At 73.5% G+C, this 17,214-nt stretch carries 14 protein-coding genes; 3 read left to right on the top strand and 11 right to left on the bottom strand.

Features of this window, described 5'->3' with window-relative positions:
• Window positions 1-8: 8 nt before the first annotated feature.
• The 4 genes from ACFC1X_RS05520 to ACFC1X_RS05505 form a co-directional block, all read right to left on the bottom strand.
• Window positions 9-914, bottom strand: coding sequence for a ribonuclease Z (locus tag ACFC1X_RS05520; RefSeq protein ID WP_376348997.1), 906 nt, complete (start codon window positions 912-914; stop codon window positions 9-11).
• Between the two features lie 6 nt (window positions 915-920).
• Window positions 921-1,274, bottom strand: a complete 354-nt coding sequence (locus ACFC1X_RS05515) for a histidine triad nucleotide-binding protein (RefSeq protein ID WP_376348995.1) — start codon at window positions 1,272-1,274, stop codon at window positions 921-923.
• Between the two features lie 98 nt (window positions 1,275-1,372).
• Entirely contained in the window at window positions 1,373-4,573 is a 3,201-nt protein-coding gene (locus ACFC1X_RS05510; RefSeq protein ID WP_376348994.1) for a S41 family peptidase, read from the bottom strand.
• 72 nt (window positions 4,574-4,645) lie between these two features.
• Window positions 4,646-5,158, bottom strand: a complete 513-nt coding sequence (locus ACFC1X_RS05505; RefSeq protein WP_376348992.1) for a hypothetical protein — start codon at window positions 5,156-5,158, stop codon at window positions 4,646-4,648.
• Window positions 5,159-5,229: 71 nt separating this feature from the next.
• Between ACFC1X_RS05505 and ACFC1X_RS05500 the strand changes: the two genes are divergently transcribed.
• Window positions 5,230-5,625 (top strand): hypothetical protein, encoded by a 396-nt coding sequence (locus tag ACFC1X_RS05500; RefSeq protein ID WP_376348991.1) that lies wholly within the window; start codon window positions 5,230-5,232, stop codon window positions 5,623-5,625.
• Between the two features lie 47 nt (window positions 5,626-5,672).
• On the opposite strand, the gene ACFC1X_RS05495 is transcribed toward ACFC1X_RS05500, so the two are convergent.
• From ACFC1X_RS05495 to hrcA, 4 genes are all read right to left on the bottom strand, one after another.
• Window positions 5,673-6,422: a 16S rRNA (uracil(1498)-N(3))-methyltransferase gene (locus ACFC1X_RS05495; RefSeq protein ID WP_376348990.1), complete on the bottom strand. Its 750-nt coding sequence runs from the start codon at window positions 6,420-6,422 to the stop codon at window positions 5,673-5,675.
• Window positions 6,419-7,504 (bottom strand): nitronate monooxygenase, encoded by a 1,086-nt coding sequence (locus ACFC1X_RS05490; protein ID WP_376348989.1) that lies wholly within the window; start codon window positions 7,502-7,504, stop codon window positions 6,419-6,421. The genes ACFC1X_RS05495 and ACFC1X_RS05490 overlap by 4 nt, the downstream gene beginning before the upstream one ends.
• 121 nt (window positions 7,505-7,625) lie before the next feature.
• Entirely contained in the window at window positions 7,626-8,759 is a 1,134-nt protein-coding gene (gene dnaJ / locus ACFC1X_RS05485; RefSeq protein WP_125491710.1) for a molecular chaperone DnaJ, read from the bottom strand.
• Window positions 8,760-9,776, bottom strand: a complete 1,017-nt coding sequence (gene hrcA, locus ACFC1X_RS05480) for a heat-inducible transcriptional repressor HrcA (protein ID WP_376348987.1) — start codon at window positions 9,774-9,776, stop codon at window positions 8,760-8,762. It lies immediately after the preceding gene.
• Between the two features lie 172 nt (window positions 9,777-9,948).
• Here hrcA and ACFC1X_RS05475 point away from each other — a divergent pair, with 172 nt between their 5' ends.
• Both ACFC1X_RS05475 and ACFC1X_RS05470 read left to right on the top strand, forming a co-directional pair.
• A complete protein-coding gene (locus ACFC1X_RS05475) occupies window positions 9,949-10,683 on the top strand; it encodes an MBL fold metallo-hydrolase (protein ID WP_376348985.1) in 735 nt (244 codons plus the stop codon).
• A 34-nt stretch (window positions 10,684-10,717) separates the two neighbouring features.
• Window positions 10,718-11,524 (top strand): DUF3097 domain-containing protein, encoded by an 807-nt coding sequence (locus ACFC1X_RS05470; RefSeq protein WP_376348983.1) that lies wholly within the window; start codon window positions 10,718-10,720, stop codon window positions 11,522-11,524.
• A gap of 133 nt (window positions 11,525-11,657) precedes the next feature.
• Here ACFC1X_RS05470 and hemW read toward each other — a convergent pair whose 3' ends face one another.
• The 3 genes from hemW to ACFC1X_RS05455 all read right to left on the bottom strand — a co-directional run bounded on the left by hemW (window position 11,658) and on the right by ACFC1X_RS05455 (window position 17,002).
• On the bottom strand, window positions 11,658-12,890 hold the full coding sequence (gene hemW / locus ACFC1X_RS05465; protein ID WP_376348982.1) for a radical SAM family heme chaperone HemW: 1,233 nt from the start codon (window positions 12,888-12,890) through the stop codon (window positions 11,658-11,660).
• A 101-nt stretch (window positions 12,891-12,991) separates the two neighbouring features.
• A complete protein-coding gene (locus tag ACFC1X_RS05460) occupies window positions 12,992-14,929 on the bottom strand; it encodes a SpoIIE family protein phosphatase (RefSeq protein ID WP_376348981.1) in 1,938 nt (645 codons plus the stop codon).
• Between the two features lie 195 nt (window positions 14,930-15,124).
• Window positions 15,125-17,002 (bottom strand): AMP-dependent synthetase/ligase, encoded by a 1,878-nt coding sequence (locus ACFC1X_RS05455; protein ID WP_376348979.1) that lies wholly within the window; start codon window positions 17,000-17,002, stop codon window positions 15,125-15,127.
• Window positions 17,003-17,214: the final 212 nt, after the last annotated feature.

Raw genomic sequence — 17,214 nt, 5'->3', positions numbered from 1 at the left:
CGGCGGTTTCACCGACGTTTCGGAACGGGGATCCGGGTGAGGTCGCGGGCCACGGTCAGCTCGCCCGCGAACCCGGCGGCCCTCGCCTGCCGCTCGAACTCCTCGGGCTCCAAGTAGCGCTGGCTGAAGTGGGTCAGCACCAGGTGCCGTACGCCCGCGTCCCGGGCGACCCGCGCGGCCTGGCCGGCGGTCAGGTGGCCGTGGTCGGTGGCGAGCGCCTCGTCCTCGTCGAGGAAGGTGGACTCGATCACCAGCAGGTCGCAGCCCTCGGCGAGCGCGTGCACCCCCGGGCAGAGCCGGGTGTCCATGACGAACGCGAACCGCTGGCCGCGGCGGACCTCGCTGACCTCGTCGAGCGGGACGCCGTTCAGCGAGCCCTCCCGCTGGAGGCGGCCGACGTCGGGGCCCTTGATGCCGTGCGCGGCCAGGCGGTCGGGGAGCATGCGGCGGCCGTCGGGCTCGGTGAGGCGGTAGCCGTAGGACTCGACGGGGTGGGACAGCTTGTGGGCGTCCAGGGTGTAGGCGGGGGTGACCGCCAGCGGCCCGTCCGTGTCCACCGGCGACTCGGTGAGCGCGACCGTCTCGCGGTAGGCGGTGGCGTATCGCAGGCGCTCGAAGAAGCGGCGTCCGGAGCGCGGGTAGTGGGCGGTGATCTCGTGCGGGACCTGGTCGAGGTTGACGCGCTGGATGACACCGGCCAGGCCCAGGCTGTGGTCGCCGTGGAAGTGGGTGACGCAGATCCGGTTCAGGTCGTGGGCGGCGACCCCGGCGCGCAGCATCTGGCGCTGCGTGCCCTCGCCGGGGTCGAACAGGATGCCCTCGCCGTCCCAGCGCAGCAGGTACCCGTTGTGGTTGCGGTGCCGGGTCGGGACCTGGCTGGCGGTGCCGAGGACGACCAGTTCACGTACGGACATCGTGGGCTATCCGGGGGGCCATTCGAGGCCGCGGCCGCCGAGGACGTGGGCGTGCGCGTGCCAGACGGTCTGGCCGGCGCCGGTGCCGGTGTTGAAGATGGTCCGGTAGCTGTCCAGTTTCTCCTGGTCGGCGACCGCCTGCGTCTCGCGCAGGACGTCCGCGGCGAGGTCCGGGGCACCGGCGGCGAGCGCGGCGGCGTCGCGGTAGTGCGCCTTGGGGATCACCAGGACGTGGGTGGGGGCCTGGGGGTTTATGTCGCGGAAGGCGACGGTGGTGTCCGTGTCGCGGACGATCGTCGCGGGGATCTGGCCTGCGACGATCTTGCAGAACAGGCAGTCGTCCTGGGGTTCCCCTGCCATGCGCGTGCGCTTCCTTTCGCAGGTGGGCTGGTATGGGGGCATCGTAGTCGTTTGGCCGCGGGCCGGTGGGGGCTGGTTGCGCAGTTCCCCGCGCCCCTTCAGGTGGGGATACCTGGCGGTGTTTTGGCGGGGACCGACTCCAGTGTTTCAAGGGCAAGCCTGATGGCCTCGTCCAGTTGGGGGTCGCGGCCCGCCACGTGGTCCTGGGGACGCTGCCAGATCTCCACATCCGGGTCGACGCCGTGGTTTTCCACGCCCCAGCCGTAACCCTCCAGCCAGAAGGCGTACTTCGGCTGGGTGATCAGGGTGCCGTCGACCAGGCGGTAGCGGCTGTCGATGCCGATGACGCCGCCCCAGGTGCGGGTGCCGACGACCGGGCCGATGCCGAGTGCCTTGATGGCGGCGTTGACGATGTCGCCGTCGGAGCCGGAGAACTCGTTGGCGACGGCGACGACGGGGCCCCGGGCCGCGTCCAGGGGGTAGCTGGAGGGGCGCATCCCGCGGGGCAGGTCCCAGCCGACGATGCGCCGGGCCAGCTTCTCCACGACCAGTTGCGAGGTGTGCCCGCCGCGGTTCTCGCGGACGTCGACGACCAGGCCCTCGCGGGCCACCTCGACGCGCAGGTCGCGGTGGATCTGGGCCCAGCCGGGCGCCTGCATGTCGGGAACGTGCAGGTAGCCGAGGCGGCCGCCGGACTTCTCGTGGACGTAGGCGCGGCGGTCGGCGACCCACGCGTGGTAGCGCAGCGGCTCCTCGTCGGCGAGGGGGACGACGACGGCGTGCCGCAGTTCGCCGCCGCCGGAGGGGGAGATGGTCAGCTCGACGGCCTTGCCCGCCGTGCCGACCAGCAGCGGGCCGGGTCCGGTGACCCGGTCCACGGGCTGTCCGGCGACCGCGACGATCGCGTCCCCCGCGCGCACGGCGACGCCGGGCGCGGCGAGCGGGGAGCGGGCGTCGGGGTCGGAGGTCTCCGAGGGCAGGACGCGGTCGATGCGCCAGGTGCCGTCCTCGTGCCGGGAGAGGTCGGCGCCGAGCAGGCCCTGCCGGGCACCGGAGCCGTGGCCGCCGCGCGGGGTGACGTAGGCGTGCGAGGTGCCGAGTTCGCCCTGCACCTCCCAGAGGAGGTCGACCAGGTCGTCGTGGGTGGCGAGGCGGTCCAGGACGGGCCGGTAGCGGTCGAGGACGCCGTCCCAGTCGACGCCGTTCATGTCGGCCCGCCAGAAGTGGTCCCGCATGATGCGGCCGGTCTCGTCGAACATCTGGCGCCACTCGGCGGCCGGGTCGACGGTCTGCCGGACCCGGCCCAGGTCGACACTGATGTTGGTGTCGCTGTCCTCGTCGCCGGAGGCCCGCCGGTCGCTGGGCACGACCTTGAGCCGCCCGTCCGTCCACAGCAGCACCCGCTTGCCGTCGCCGCTGACCTCGAAGTGGTCGGCGTCGCCCGCGAGGTGCTCGACGCGCTGCTGGGCGAGGTCGTACCGCTCCAGCTCGGTGTTCGGGTCGGGGGTGTCCGGGGTGGCGCGGGAGGCGCCGAGGACGCCGGTGAGCGGGTGGCGCAGCCACAGGACGCCGTCCTTGGCGGCGCGCAGCCCGGAGTAGCGGGCGGCCTCGACCGGGAAGGGCACGATGCGGTCGGCGAGGCCCTCGATGTCGATCCGGGTGGTCGGGGTGCCCTCGCTGTCGGGGGTCTCCTCCCGGTCCGGGGTCTCGAAGGGGCGGCCGTGGCGCTGCGGGCCGAAGGGCGAGGGGGTGGTCGCCGCGAGCGTGATCAGGTACGGCCGGGCGCCCTCGACGAAGGCCAGGTCGAAGACGTGCTCGTCGTAGACCGGGTCGAAGGAGCGGGTGGAGAGGAAGGCGAGGTGCTTGCCGTCCAGGGTGAAGGCCGGCGCGTAGTCCTTGAAGCGCAGCGGCGTCGCCTCGCTCACCGACAGGTCGGTGGTGTTGGCGAGCTTGAGCTGGCGCAGCGGGTCGGGGCCGGGGTGGGACCAGGCGAGCCAGGCGGAGTCGGGCGAGAAGACCAGCCCGGACGCGTCGCCGTCCTCGCTGCGGTCGACCTCGCGGACCTCGCCGCTCTCGCGCTCGACGAGCAGGACCCGTCCGTCGTGCGAGGCGACGGCGGCACGGCTGCCGTCGGGGGCCATGGCGAGGTGCAGCACCCGGCCGAGCTGCCCGGCGGCCAGGCGCCGCGCGGTGGTGCCGGGCGCGAGTCCGGTGGCGGGCGCGAACTCCAGGGCGTCGTCGCCCTCGGCGTCCGTCACCCACACCACCCACTCCTCGCCGTCGACGCGGAAGGTGCGGGGCAGCCGGGTGCGGACCCCGGGCGTCGCCGTGAGCGCGCGGGCCGGTCCGGCGCGGTGGGTGACCCAGTGCACGGCGCCGCGGACGGCGACGGCGCTGCCGCGTGCCGTGTGGTCGGGGGACGCCGAGCCGAACCAGCGGGCGGCGTTCAGCGGGTAGGACTGGAGGTCGACGCGGGCGCCGCCGAGCCGGATGTCCAGTCGGCGGGGCTCGGCGCCGTCGAGGTCGTCGAGGGTCCACAGCTCACCGGCGCTGGAGTAGACGACGCGGGTGCCGTCGCTCGCGGCGTGCCGGGCGTAGAAGCCGTCGAGAGGAGTGTGGCGGCGCAGGTCGGAGCCGTCGGCGAGGGAGGAGTAGACGGCGCCGGTGCCCTCGTGGTCGGAGAGGAAGGCGATCCGGTCGCCGACCCAGAAGGGGTACTCGATGTTGCCGTCGAGGTCGCTGTGGAGGCGTACGAACTCGCCGTCGTCCTCGCGGTCGATCCACAACTTGCCCGCGGTGCCGCCCCGGTAGCGCTTCCACCAGGCGGCCTCGCGGCCCATCGGCGCGGACAGCAGCACGGTGTGCGGCCCGTCCGCGACGTCGCCGACGGGGCCGTACGGCAGGGTGGCGGCCGGTCCGCCGTCGAGCGGGACGGCGCGGGCCCAGCTGCGGCGCAGGCTGGCCTGTCCGTAGGTGCTGAGGGCGAGGACCTCGCCGTCCGGGGTCCAGCCGCGCACCTGGGTCCTGATGCTGCCCCAGTGGGTGAGGCGCTCGGCGCGGCCGCCGTCGACGGGGGCGACGTGCACCTCGGGGGCGCCGTCCCGGGTGGAGGTCCAGGCGACCGTGGTGCCGTCGGGTGTGATGCGCGGGTGGTTCACCGGCACGTTGTCGGCGCTGACCCGCCAGGCCCGGCCGCCGTCGAGCGGGGCGAGCCACACGTCGTCCTCGGCGGTGAAGGCGACCAACTCGCCGTGCGGGTGCGGAAAGCGAAGGTAGGCAGGCGCTGCGGGCTGTGTCACCCCCTCACCCTATGCAGCGGCGGGGTCCGCCGACAGAGGTTTGGATCACTTGCCGGTCGCCGGTCCGGTGGGCTATTTGCCCTCCACCGGGCGGCAGTGCGGGTCGTCCGGGCACCAGATGGTCCGGGTGACGGTCACGGTGGGCCCGGGCTGCTGCTGGGAGGGGCGGTTCGCGGGCGGGGCGCTGGTGGCGTCGCAGTTGCCCAGCCCCTTGACCCGGAACCACTCCTTGCCGTCCACCGCGGCCTTGAGGTCGCCGCGCACACAGGCGCCGTTGACGACGCGGGTCACCTTGCCGTCGACGGTGATCTTCTTCCCGTCGTCGGTCTCGCCGTCGCAGTCGACGGAGGCGACGGTGTCCTCGCTCGGCGACGCGGTACCGCCACCGCCGGTGGACGCGGTGCAGGTGAGCCACCGCACCTCGGCCTTCTGCCGCTCCAGTTCACGCGTCATGGTCCGGTCGGTCGTGTACGCCACGGTCGCGGAACTGAGCCCGCCCGGTTCGCACGCGACGACACCTCCGACGGCGACGACCGCGCCGACGGCCACCGGAGCCACACGCCAAATCCGCCTCAATGCCCCCATGGAGGGCAGCGTGCCACCGGTGCGGGACCGGCGGTAGGGCGCATACGGCCACTCCTCACTACCGTGGACGGATGGGCAACGACCGCAGACAGCGCAGGCTCGTCGTCGACGAACGGACCACCTACCTCTGGAGCCACCGGCAGAAACGGGGCCGCGACGGCGTCTGGCGCGACGCGCTGACGCTGTACCGGGACGGCGTTCGCGTCCGGTTCGTGTTCCTCGCGTGTGCCCCCGACTCGGGCCGGTGGACCACGGAGGGCGGCTACTGGTACGAGGGCTGCGTGGGCGACAACCGCGGCAACCTGCTCAACCTGCGCGAACCCGGTGTCGTACGGGCGCTGGTCGAGGAGGCGGGGCGGCGGGAGCTGCTGCCCTGGGACGGGGCCGGGGACGGGATCGGCCGCGGGCCGGTGGAACTGGACGGCTGGGGGTTGTTCCCGGCCGTGGTCGCCGCCGTCGACGGCTGACCGGGGCCGTCAGGGCCGGCGATCGGTTCCGGCGGCGGTTCCGGCGGTCAGGACCAGCGGCCGGTGCGGGTCAGCAGGGCTGCGGTCGCCGCGGTGCCCGCGGTGGAGGTGCGCAGGACGCTGCGTCCCAGGCGGTAGGGCCGGGCACCGGCCTCGGCGAAGAGGGCCAACTCCTCGGGTGAGACACCGCCTTCGGGGCCGACGACCAGCACGATGTCGCCGGAGGCGGGGAGTTCGGCGGCGGCCAGGGGTTCGTCGCCGCTCTCGTGGAGTACGGCGGCGAAGTCGGCGGTGGCCAGAAGTGAGGCAACCTGCTTGCTGGTCGCCGCGTCCGCGACGTCGGGGAAACGGACCCGGCGGGACTGCTTGCCGGCCTCGCGGGCCGTCGCCCGCCACTTGCCGAGCGCTTTCTGGCCGCGCTCGCCCTTCCACTGCGTGATGCAGCGGGACGCCGCCCAGGGCACGATCGCGTCGACGCCGACCTCGGTCATCGTCTCCACGGCCAGCTCGCCCCGGTCGCCCTTGGGCAGGGCCTGGACGACGGTGATCCGGGGCTGCTCCGGCGGTTCCTCGTGGACCGTCTCCAGGTCCGTGACGACCAGGCGGTCCTTGCCCTCGGCGGCCTTCACCACGCCCTCGGCCCAGTGTCCGCGTCCGTCGGTGAGGACGACGTCCTCGCCGGACCGCAGCCGCTTCACGGAGACGGCGTGCCGTCCCTCGGGGCCGTCGAGGACGTACTCCCCCGCGGTCAGGTCCTCGGGACCGAGGGAGTCGACCACGAACACCGGTGCGGTCATCGGCCCGCGCTTCCCGTCGCGTACTGCGACAACGCTGTCCCGGCGGCGGCGAGTTCGGCCACCAGGACCTCCACCAGCTGTCCGGCGGGCAGCTCGCGGGCCATCCGGTGGCCCTGCCCGGCCCAGAGCGCCATGCCCTGCGCGTCGCCCGCCTTGGCCGCGGCCTTGCGCAGCGGGGCGGTGAGGTGGTGCACGTCCGGGTAGGCGGCGGGGGCGTAGGGGCCGTGCTCGCGCAGGAAGCGGTTGACCAGGCCGCGGGCGGGGCGGCCGGAGAAGGCGCGGGTCAGTTCGGTGCGCACGAACAGGGGGTTGGTCAACGCCTGCTTGTGCAGGTCGTGCGCGCCGGACTCGGGGGTGGCGAGGAAGGCGGTGCCCAGCTGGGCCGCGCTCGCGCCGGCCGCGAGGACCGAGGCGATCTGACCGCCGCGCATGATGCCGCCGGCGGCGACGATGGGCAGGCTCACCGCCTCCCGGACCTGGGCGACCAGCGACAGCAGTCCGGTGCCGGCGCCGCCGGTCTCCGGGTTGTCCCGGTGGGTGCCCTGGTGGCCGCCGGCCTCGGCGCCCTGCGCGATCACCGCGTCGGCGCCGGACCGCTCCACGGCGCGGGCCTCGTCCGCGGTGGTCGCCGCGACCAGGGCGAAGGTGCCGACGCGGTGCAGGGAGTCGACGACCTCGGTGCTCGGGACGCCGAAGTGGAAGGAGACCACCGGTACCGGGTTGTCCAGCAGCACCGCGAGCTTGGTGTCGTAGCCGTCGTCCCGGCCGCTGTCGGGGTCGCCGAGTTCCGTCTCGTACCAGGCGGCCTCCCCGGCCAGCTGGTGGGCGTACACGCCGACCGCCGCCGGATCGGGGGTCTCCGGCTGCGGCATGAAGAGGTTGACGCCGAAGGGGCGTGCGGTCAGCCCCCGCAGCTCCTTGATCTCCTGGTACATCCCGTCCGCGGTCTTGTACCCGGCGGCCAGGAATCCCAGCCCGCCCGCCTCGCAGACCGCGGCGGCGAGCCGCGGCACGGAGACGCCGCCCGCCATCGGCGCCTGCACGATCGGGTAGGGGAAGAGATCGGTCAGTGCGGAGGACATGACCGCATGTTGTCACGTCCTCCGAACAAGTCCGAATCCGGGCTTCCGTTGGCATACGCCAGAAGCATCCGCATCCCGGAGCCACTCATCGAGCCAGGCGGCGCCCCGGAGAGCCACCGCCTCAGCGGCCGTTGAACGCGTCCTTCAGCCGGGAGAACAGCCCCTGCTGACCGGGCTGGAACTGGCCCTGCGGCCGTTCCTCGCCGCGCAGGGCCGCCAGCTCGCGCAGGACGCGCTCCTGCTCGGGGTCGAGCTTGGTCGGGGTGGTGACCTCGACGTGCACGATGAGGTCGCCCCGGCCGCCGCCGCGCAGGTGGGTGACGCCCCGGCCGTGCAGCGGGACCGACTGGCCGGACTGGGTGCCCGGGCGGATGTCGATCTCCTCCATGCCGTCGAGCGTCTCCAGCGGCACCTTCGTGCCGAGGGCCGCCGCCGTCATCGGGATGGTGACCGTGCAGTGCAGGTCGTCGCCGCGGCGCTGGAAGGTGGAGTGCGGCAGCTCGTGGATCTCGACGTACAGGTCGCCGGCCGGGCCGCCGCCGGGGCCGACCTCGCCCTCGCCCGCGAGCTGGATCCGGGTGCCGTTGTCCACACCGGCCGGGATCTTCACGGTGAGGGTGCGCCGGGAGCGGATGCGGCCGTCGCCCGCGCACTCGGGGCACGGGGTCGGGACCACGGTGCCGAAGCCCTGGCACTGCGGGCAGGGCCGCGACGTCATGACCTGGCCCAGGAAGGACCGGGTGACCTGCGAGACCTCACCGCGGCCGCGGCACATGTCGCACGTCTGGGCCGACGTGCCGGGCGCCGCGCCCTCGCCGTTGCAGGTGTTGCAGACCACGGCGGTGTCGACCTGGATGTCCTTGGTCGTGCCGAAGGCCGCCTCGTCCAGCTCGACCTCGATGCGGATCATCGCGTCCTGGCCGCGGCGGGTGCGCGAGCGCGGCCCGCGCTGCGACGCCGTACCGAAGAACGCGTCCATGATGTCCGAGAAGTTCCCGAAGCCACCCGCGCCGAAGCCGCCGGCCCCGCCGCCCGCCTGGGACATCGGGTCGCCGCCGAGGTCGTAGACCTGCTTCTTCTGCGGGTCCGACAGCACCTCGTAGGCGGCGTTGATCTCCTTGAACCGCTCCTGGGTCTTCGGATCGGGGTTGACGTCCGGGTGCAGCTCGCGGGCGAGCCTCCGGAACGCCTTCTTGATCTCGTCCTGGGACGCGTCGCGGCGTACGCCGAGTACGGCGTAGTAGTCCGTGGCCACCTACGACTCCGCCAGGATCTGTCCGACGTACCGTGCCACTGCGCGTACCGCTCCCATCGTTCCCGGGTAGTCCATGCGGGTCGGTCCGACCACGCCGAGCTTGGCAACCGCCTCGCCGCCCGAACCGTAGCCCACCGACACGACGGACGTGGAGTTGAGTCCCTCATGAGCGTTCTCATGACCGATTCGCACGGTCACGCCCGGATCCTTCGCCTCGCCGAGCAGCTTGAGGAGCACGACCTGCTCCTCGAGCGCCTCCAGCACCGGCCGGATCACCAGGGGGAAGTCGTGCCCGAAGCGGGTCAGATTGGCGGTGCCGCCGATCATCAACCGCTCCTCGTTCTCCTCGACCAGCGTCTCCAGGAGAGTGGAGAGCACGGTGGAGACCGTACCGCGATCCTCGGCCTCGAAGGCATCCGGCAGTTCCTCGACCAGACCCGGCACGTCGGTGAAACGACGGCCCGCGACCCGGCTGTTGAGCCGCGCGCGCAGATCCGCGAGGGACGCCTCGCCGAACGGCGCCGCGCAGTCGACCATCCGCTGCTCGACCCGGCCGGTGTCCGTGATCAGCACGAGCATCAGGCGCGCGGGCGCGAGGGCCAGCAACTCCACGTGCCGCACGGTCGAGCGGGTCAGCGAGGGGTACTGCACGACGGCGACCTGCCGGGTCAGCTGCGCGAGCAGCCGCACCGTGCGGGCCACCACGTCGTCGAGGTCGACGGCGCCCTCCAGGAAGTTCTGGATGGCGCGCCGCTCGGGCGCGGTCATGGGCTTGACGCCGGCCAGCTTGTCGACGAACAGGCGGTAGCCCTTGTCGGTCGGGATGCGTCCGGCGCTGGTGTGCGGCTGGGCGATGAACCCCTCGTCCTCCAGGGCCGCCATGTCATTGCGCACGGTGGCCGGCGAGACGCCGAGGTTGTGCCGCTCGGTGAGGGCCTTGGACCCGACCGGCTCCTCGGTGCCGACGTAGTCCTGGACGATGGCGCGCAGTACCTGGAGCCTGCGTTCACTGAGCATCCGCGCACACCTCCAGAAGTCGTCCGCCCGCTGTCCTGCCGGTCCGTCCTGGCACTCACGGCGCGCGAGTGCCAGACTTCCCCGGCCCAGTGTACGGCCGTGGGGTACGCCCCCGGCAAGGCCGGGGCCACGCCGACGTGCGGCGAGACGGTGTGGCGATAGCGTCGTGGTCGTGACGGTGACTTGGGAAGACCTGGGATGGGAGCGGGTGGCGGCCGGGGTGGGCCGGTACCGGCTGCCGGGCTGGGACTGCACGGCCGGGCTGGTCCTCGGCACGGACGCGGTGCTGCTGATCGACGCGGGATCGAGCCTGGGCGAGGGCGCCCGGTTGCGCGCGGGGGCGCAGCGGCTGGCCGGGCACCGTGTGACGCATCTCGCGCTGACCCACCCGCACTTCGACCACGTCCTCGGCGCCGCGGCGTTCGCGGGCGCGGAGGTCTACGGCGCGGTGGGCACCGACGCGGTGTTCGCGCCGGGCGGACACGGGCGGGAGGCGCTGCGCGCGGACGCGGTGGCGGAGGGGCTGGACGAGCGGCGGGCGGAGGAGGCGGTCGACGCGCTGGTCCGCGTCCCGCACGAGGTCTGCGGCGAGTGGACGCTCGACCTGGGCGGCGGGCGGCAGGTCCTGCTCGCCAACGTGGGCCCCGGGCACACCGGCCACGACCTCGCGGTGCTGGTGCCGGGCGACCCGGAGGTGGTGTTCTGCGGCGACCTGGTCGAGGAGTCCGGCGAGCCGCAGGCGGGCCCCGACGCCGTACCGTCGCACTGGCCCGCGGCCCTGGACCGGCTGCTCGACCTGGGCGGCGCGGACGCGCGGTACGTCCCCGGTCACGGAGCGGTGGTGGACGCGGCGTTCGTCCGGGCCCAACGGGACGCGCTGGCCGCGCGTTTCGGCGTGTCGCACTGATCACGGACGGCGGATTCCTCGTATCGTCGGCAGAATGCGCCAGTACTCCGCCGACCTGACCCCTCCGTGGAAGAAGTCGCAGCCCGTACCCGAGGTATCCGCCGACCCCGGCCTGGTGGTCGAGGAGCCCAGCACCGGGTTCTGCGGCGCGGTGGTCGGCTGCGAGGCGGGCACGGTGACGCTGGAGGACCGCTTCGGCAAGCACCGGGTGTTCCCGATGGAGCCGCGCGGCTTCCTGCTGGAGGGGCGCGTGGTGACGCTGGTGCGGCCCGCGTCCGGCCCGGTACGCCCCTCCCGCACGGCGTCCGGTTCGGTCGCCGTCCCCGGCGCACGCGCCCGGGTGGCGCGCGCCGGGCGCATCTACGTCGAGGGGCGGCACGACGCCGAGCTGGTCGAGAAGGTCTGGGGCGACGACCTGCGCGTCGAGGGCGTCGTCGTGGAGTACCTGGGGGGCGTGGACGACCTCCCGTCGATCGTCGCGGACTTCGCCCCGGGGCCGGACGCGCGGCTCGGCGTCCTGGTGGACCACCTGGTGCCGGGTTCGAAGGAGTCCCGCATCGCGGAGGCGGTGACGGGCGAGCACGCCCTGGTCGTGGGCCATCCCTACATCGACATCTGGGAGGCGGTGAAGCCGTCGTCCGTGGGGATCGACGCGTGGCCGCGGGTGCCGCGGGGACAGGACTGGAAGACGGGGGTGTGCCGGGCCCTGGGCTGGCCCTCCGACAACACCGGGGCGGTGTGGCAGGCGATCCTGGCCCGGGTCAACTCGTACAAGGACCTGGAGCCGGAGCTGCTGGGCCGGGTGGAGGAACTGATCGACTTCGTGACCGCGACCGCGTAGTTCTCAGCCTTGACCGGCAGTTCTCAGCCTTGTCCGGCTGCATTTCAGCCCCTCCGGCGTTTGAGGAGCGGGGGTCCGGGGGCAGCGCCCCCGGGACGGGACGGGTAGGGGCGGCGGGGGCGAAACAGGCTGTTCAGTCCACCAGATCCCGCACCACCGCATCCGCCAGCAACCGCCCGCGCAGCGTCAGCACCGCGCGCCCTTCCCCATACGCCCCCTCCTGGAGGAGCCCGTCGGACAGCGCCCGCCGGGACGCCGCGAGCCCCGCCTCCCGCAGCAGCGACAACGGCACCCCCTCCCGCAGCCGCAGCTCCAGCAGGACGCGCTCCACACGCCGGTCCTCGTCCGTGAGGATCTCCCGCCCGGCCCCCGGCGACTTCCCCGCCGCCAGCGCCCCGGCGTACGCCCCGGGGTGCTTCACGTTCCACCAGCGCACGCCACCCACGTGGGAGTGGGCTCCCGGCCCCGCACCCCACCAGTCGGCACCCCGCCAGTACAGCTCGTTGTGGCGGCAGCGACCGGCGTCGGAGGTGGCCCAGTTCGACACCTCGTACCAGTCGAAGCCCGCCGCCGAGAGGGTCTCCTCGGCGATCAGGTACCGGTCGGCGTGCACGTCGTCGTCGGTCATCGGGACCTCGCCGCGCCGGATGCGCCGGGCCAGCTGGGTGCCCTCCTCGACGATCAGGGCGTACGCCGAGACGTGGTCGGGTCCGGCGCTGAGCGCGGCGTCGAGGGAGGCCCGCCAGTCGTCGTCGGACTCGCCGGGGGTGCCGTAGATCAGGTCGAGGTTGACGTGGTCGAATCCGGCGGCGCGGGCCTCGGCGACGCACGCCTCGGGGCGGCCGGGGGTGTGCGTGCGGTCCAGGACCTTCAGGACGTGCTGCCGCGCGCTCTGCATGCCGAAGGAGATCCGGTCGAAGCCGCCCTCGCGGAGGGTGGCCAGGTAGGCGGGGTCGACCGACTCGGGGTTGGCCTCCGTCGTCACCTCCGCGTCCGGCGCCAGGCCGAACTCGTCGCGGATCGCGCCCAGCATCCGCACCAGGTCCCCGGCGGGCAGCAGGGTGGGCGTGCCGCCGCCGACGAAGACCGTGCGGACCTCGCGCGGGTCGTCGCCGAGCACCTTGCGAGCCAGGCGGACCTCGTCGACGAGTGTCCCGGCGTAGTTGTCGCGGGAGGCGAGGACGCCGCCGGTGCCGCGCAGCTCGGTCGCGGTGTAGGTGTTGAAGTCGCAGTAGCCGCAGCGGGTCGCACAGTAGGGCACGTGCAGGTAGAAGCCGAGGGGGCGGTCGGCGGCCCCGGCGAGCGCGGACGCGGGCAGGGCACCGTCGGCGGGGACGGGTTCGCCGTCGGGGAGTGCGGAGGGCATGCGTTCCATTGTCCCGTACGGGAACGGTTGCCCGTCCTGCGGCCGCTGGGCCGCGACGACCCGGCCAGCGACGACCCGGCCAGCGACGACCCGGCCCGCCGCTACTCGGCCTGGAGCACCAGCAGCGCCAGGTCGTCCTCCGGGGGCCGGGGCCCGAACTCGTGCACCAGCCGCCGGATGCGCTCGGCGACCAGCTCGGCGTCAAGACCCGCGCACCCGGCGAGCGCCGCGGCGAGCCCGTCCCCGTCGTCGAACTGGCGGGAGCCGCTGCGCCGCTCGGTGACGCCGTCGGTGACGCAGAGCAGGGTGTCGCCGGACCGCAGCTCGAAGGTCTCGCTGGCGTACGTGGCGTCCTCGACGACGCCGAGCAGGGTCTGCGGCGCGGCGACCGCGCACACCGCGCCGTCGGGTCCGAGGAGCAGCGGCAGCGGATGCCCGGCGGAGGCGAGGGTGCAGCGGACGCCGCCCTCGAAGGGTTCCAGTTCGCCGTAGAGCAGGGACAGGAAGCGGGTCTGCGGTCCGTCGCCCGGGGCAACTGGTGGCCCGCCGACGGCGACCAGGGCGCGGGCGGCGGCGTCCGCGGCCTCGGTGGCGTCGTCGAGGAGGAGCTGGTTGAGGCGGTCGAGGACGTCGGGGACGCCGTACTGCTCGCGGGCGAGCAGCCGCAGCCAGGGCCGGGCGAGGCCGATGACGACGGCGGCCTCGGGGCCCTTGCCCTGGACGTCGCCGACGGCGAAGCACCAGCGGCCGTCGCCGGCCGGGAAGAGGTCGTAGAAGTCGCCGCTGGGGCCGCCCTTGTCGCAGGGCTCGTAGACGAGGGCGCTGCGCACGCCGGGGATCTCGGCGACGGCGCCGGGCAGCAGGCCGCGCTGGAGGACGGCGCTGATGGTGGCCTGGCGCGCGTACTGGCGGGCGGCGCCGATGGCGAGCGCCACCCGGCGGCTGAGGTCCTCGACCAGACCGGTGATCTCGTCGGGGAAGCCCGCGGTGCCGGCCCGTCCGATGACCAGGGTGCCCAGCGGCCTGCCCCCGGCGACCAGGCGGTAGGCGAGCGCGGCGCCGTGGGTGCCGAGCGCCTCGGCGGGCCAGGGGTGACCGACGGGGCCGGAGCGCCACGGGTCGCGGGCGCGGGGCGGGTCCTTCTCCAGGGCCCCGCGCAGTTCGTCGAGGTGGCCTTCGCCGGCGTGCCACACGCGGGCCAGCCGGGCGCCCACGGCGGTGCCGGGGTCGTCGCTCCAGGCGCCCCGGCCCAGGGACTCGTCCTCCAGCCACACCCCGCACCAGTCGGCGAGCCGCGGCACGAGGAGCTGCCCGGTGAGCGAGGCGACCAGGTCCTCGTCGAGCTGTCCGGCCAGGAGGTCGGAGGCCTCGGCGAGGAAGGAGAGCGCGCCGCGTCCGAGCCACTCCCGGTCGCGCAGACCGCGCAGGCCGGTGCCGGGGGCGGCGTCCGGGCTCTCCCGGCCCTCGTCCGGGGCGTACACCTCGATCTGCCCGGCGGTCACGGTGTCGCTCCCGGCGTCGGCCGCCGCCGCCTCCGTGCCCGCGGCCGGGAGCCGGGCCCACACCGTCTTGGTGCCCGGCCGGTACGTGATGCCCCAGGCCTCCGAGAGCGCGGCGACCAGCCGCAGGCCGCGCCCGTACTCGGAGGGCTCCTGCGGTGTCTCGTGGTCGCCGCCCCTCGGCGCGCGGGAGGGATGGTGGTCGGTGGCCTCGACGACGAGGGTGCCCGTCTCCTCCATCCGGCAGGTGACCTCGACGTCCGTACCGGCGTGCACGACGGCGTTGGTGACCAGCTCGCTGACCACCACCAGGACGTCGGTGGCGCGGTGCTCGGTCAGCTGCTCCGTGCCGGGCAGGCCGCGCGCGGACCAGTCGGCGAGCGCCGCCCGCACCATCGCGCGCGCGGCGCCCGGCGCCAGGGAGCTGCCGAGCAGCGCCACGTGCGCCCGCGCGCACTCCTGGGCGGATGCCTCAGCGGTGTAGGCGGGTGCCCCGCTGGTGCGGGAGGCGGTCTCCCGCTGCGTCGGAATGGCCCCCATGGACGTCTCCCCGGGCAGTTCGTGCGACGTACTCGCAGTCGATGCCGACAGAGTGACAGACCGACCCCGTTCATAAGCACGGAGTTACCGAAGTCGGCCGCCATGGGTGAGATCCGTGCTACGCGGACGCTCGAACACCGCCGGAGAACGGACGGTTCCGAGCATCCGCCACGGAGCGAGGAGCGACGAGCGCGCTCACGCCTCGCGCGAGCCCTCGTACATCTCCTCGATCAGGTGCTTGTACTCCCGCTCCACGACCGGCCGCTTGAGCTTGAGGCTCGGGGTGATCTCGCCGTGCTCGACGTCCAGGTCGCGGGGGAGCAGGCGGAACTTCTTGATGGTCTGCCAGCGCTGGAGGCCCTCGTTGAGCTGCTTGACGTAGCCGTCGACCATCTCCACGGTCACCGGCGCCGCGACGATCTCCGCGTACGGCTTGCCCGCCAGGCCGTTCTCCTTGGCCCACTCGGTGATGGCGATCTCGTCGAGGGAGATGAGCGCGGTGCAGAAGTTCCGGTCGGCGCCGTGCACCAGGATGTTGGAGACGTAGGGGCAGACCGCCTTGAACTGGCCCTCGACCTCGGCGGGCGCGATGTACTTGCCGCCGGACGTCTTGATGAGGTCCTTCTTGCGGTCCGTGATCCGCAGGTAGCCGTCGGCGGAGAGTTCGCCGATGTCGCCGGTGTGGAACCAGCCGTCGGCCTCCAGCACCTCCGCCGTCTTCTCGGGCAGCTTGTGGTAGCCCTCCATGATGCCGGGGCCGCGCAGCAGGATCTCGCCGTCGTCCGCGATGCGCACCTCGGTGCCGGGCAGCGGCTTGCCGACCGTGCCGGTGCGGTAGGCCTCGCCGGGGTTGACGAAGGACGCGGCGGAGGACTCGGTGAGGCCGTAGCCCTCCAGGATGTGGATGCCGGCTCCGGCGAAGAAGTAGCCGATCTCGGGGGCGAGGGCGGCCGAACCGGAGACGCAGGCGCGCAGCCGGCCGCCGAACGCCTCGCGGATCTTGGCGTAGACGAGCTTGTCGGCGACGGCGTGCTTGGTGCGCAGGCCGGCGGGCGCGCTCGCGGTGCCGGTGCGCTTGAAGTTGTCCTGGGTGACCTTGGCGTACTCGCGGGCGATGCCGGCGGCCCACTGGAAGATCTTGTACTTGGCCCCGCCGCCGGCCCGGGCCTTGGCGGCGACGCCGTTGTAGACCTTCTCGAAGATGCGCGGCACGGCGGCCATGTAGGTCGGCTGGACCACCGGCAGGTTCTCGATGATCTTGTCGACGCGGCCGTCGACGGCGGTGACGTGGCCCACCTCGATCTGGCCGGAGGTCAGCACCTTGCCGAAGACGTGCGCGAGCGGCAGCCACAGGTACTGCACGTCGTCCCCGCTGACCAGGCCGGTCGCGGCGATCGCCTTCGCCATGTACGACCAGCAGTCGTGCGGGAGCCGTACGCCCTTAGGCTTGCCGGTGGTGCCGGAGGTGTAGATGAGGGTGGCGAGCTGGTCCTTGGTGAGCGCGCCGACCCGCTTGGTGACCAGCTCCGGGTCCTTCTCCAGGCGGGCCGCGCCGCTGCGCTCCAGCTCGTCGAGGGTGAGGATCCAGTCCTCGCTGGTGTCCGCGCCGGTCGCGTCGATCACCACGACGTGGGTGAGTTCCGGCAGCTCCGCCCGCTTCTCCCGGGCCTTGGCCAGTTGCGCGGCGTCCTCCGCGATCAGCACGCGGCTCTCGGAGTCGGAGAGGATGTACGCCGACTCGTCGGCGTTGGTCTGCGGGTAGACGGTGGTCGTCGCCGCGCCCGCGCACATGATGCCGAGGTCGGCGAGGATCCAGTCCAGCCGGGTGGCGGAGGCCAGTGCCACGCGCTGCTGCGGCTGCACGCCCAGCTCGATCAGGCCGGCCGCGATCGAGTAGACCCGTTCGGCGGCCTGGGACCAGGTCAGCGACTTCCACTCGTCCGGGCCCTCGCCCGAGGCCGACGGCACCGGGTAGCGGTACGCCTCGGCGTCCGGCGTGGCCGCCACCCGCTCCAGGAAGAGTCCCGCCACGGAGGGCGGACGGTTCTCGATCGTTGTCTGTGTGTCGCTCACGACATCCTCCGTGGGCCCGCGACGGCGCGGCCGGCTCGTGGTGGCCGGCCCAGGTGCGGTTGGCTCAGGTGCGGCTGGTTCACTCTCGGGCGGTGTTCAGGCAGGGCTCGGACAGTTGCCCGATCACTTGTTTAACTCACGAGTAACTACGGGGCAGGCATCAGAGTAAAGGGCGACCGGCCCCCGCGTAAGAGTCCGCGCCCTGTAACTTC

The organism is Streptomyces sp. NPDC056128, from assembly GCF_042263835.1.
Lineage (GTDB): Bacteria > Actinomycetota > Actinomycetes > Streptomycetales > Streptomycetaceae > Streptomyces.
This window is presented reverse-complemented; position numbering and strand designations above follow the sequence as displayed.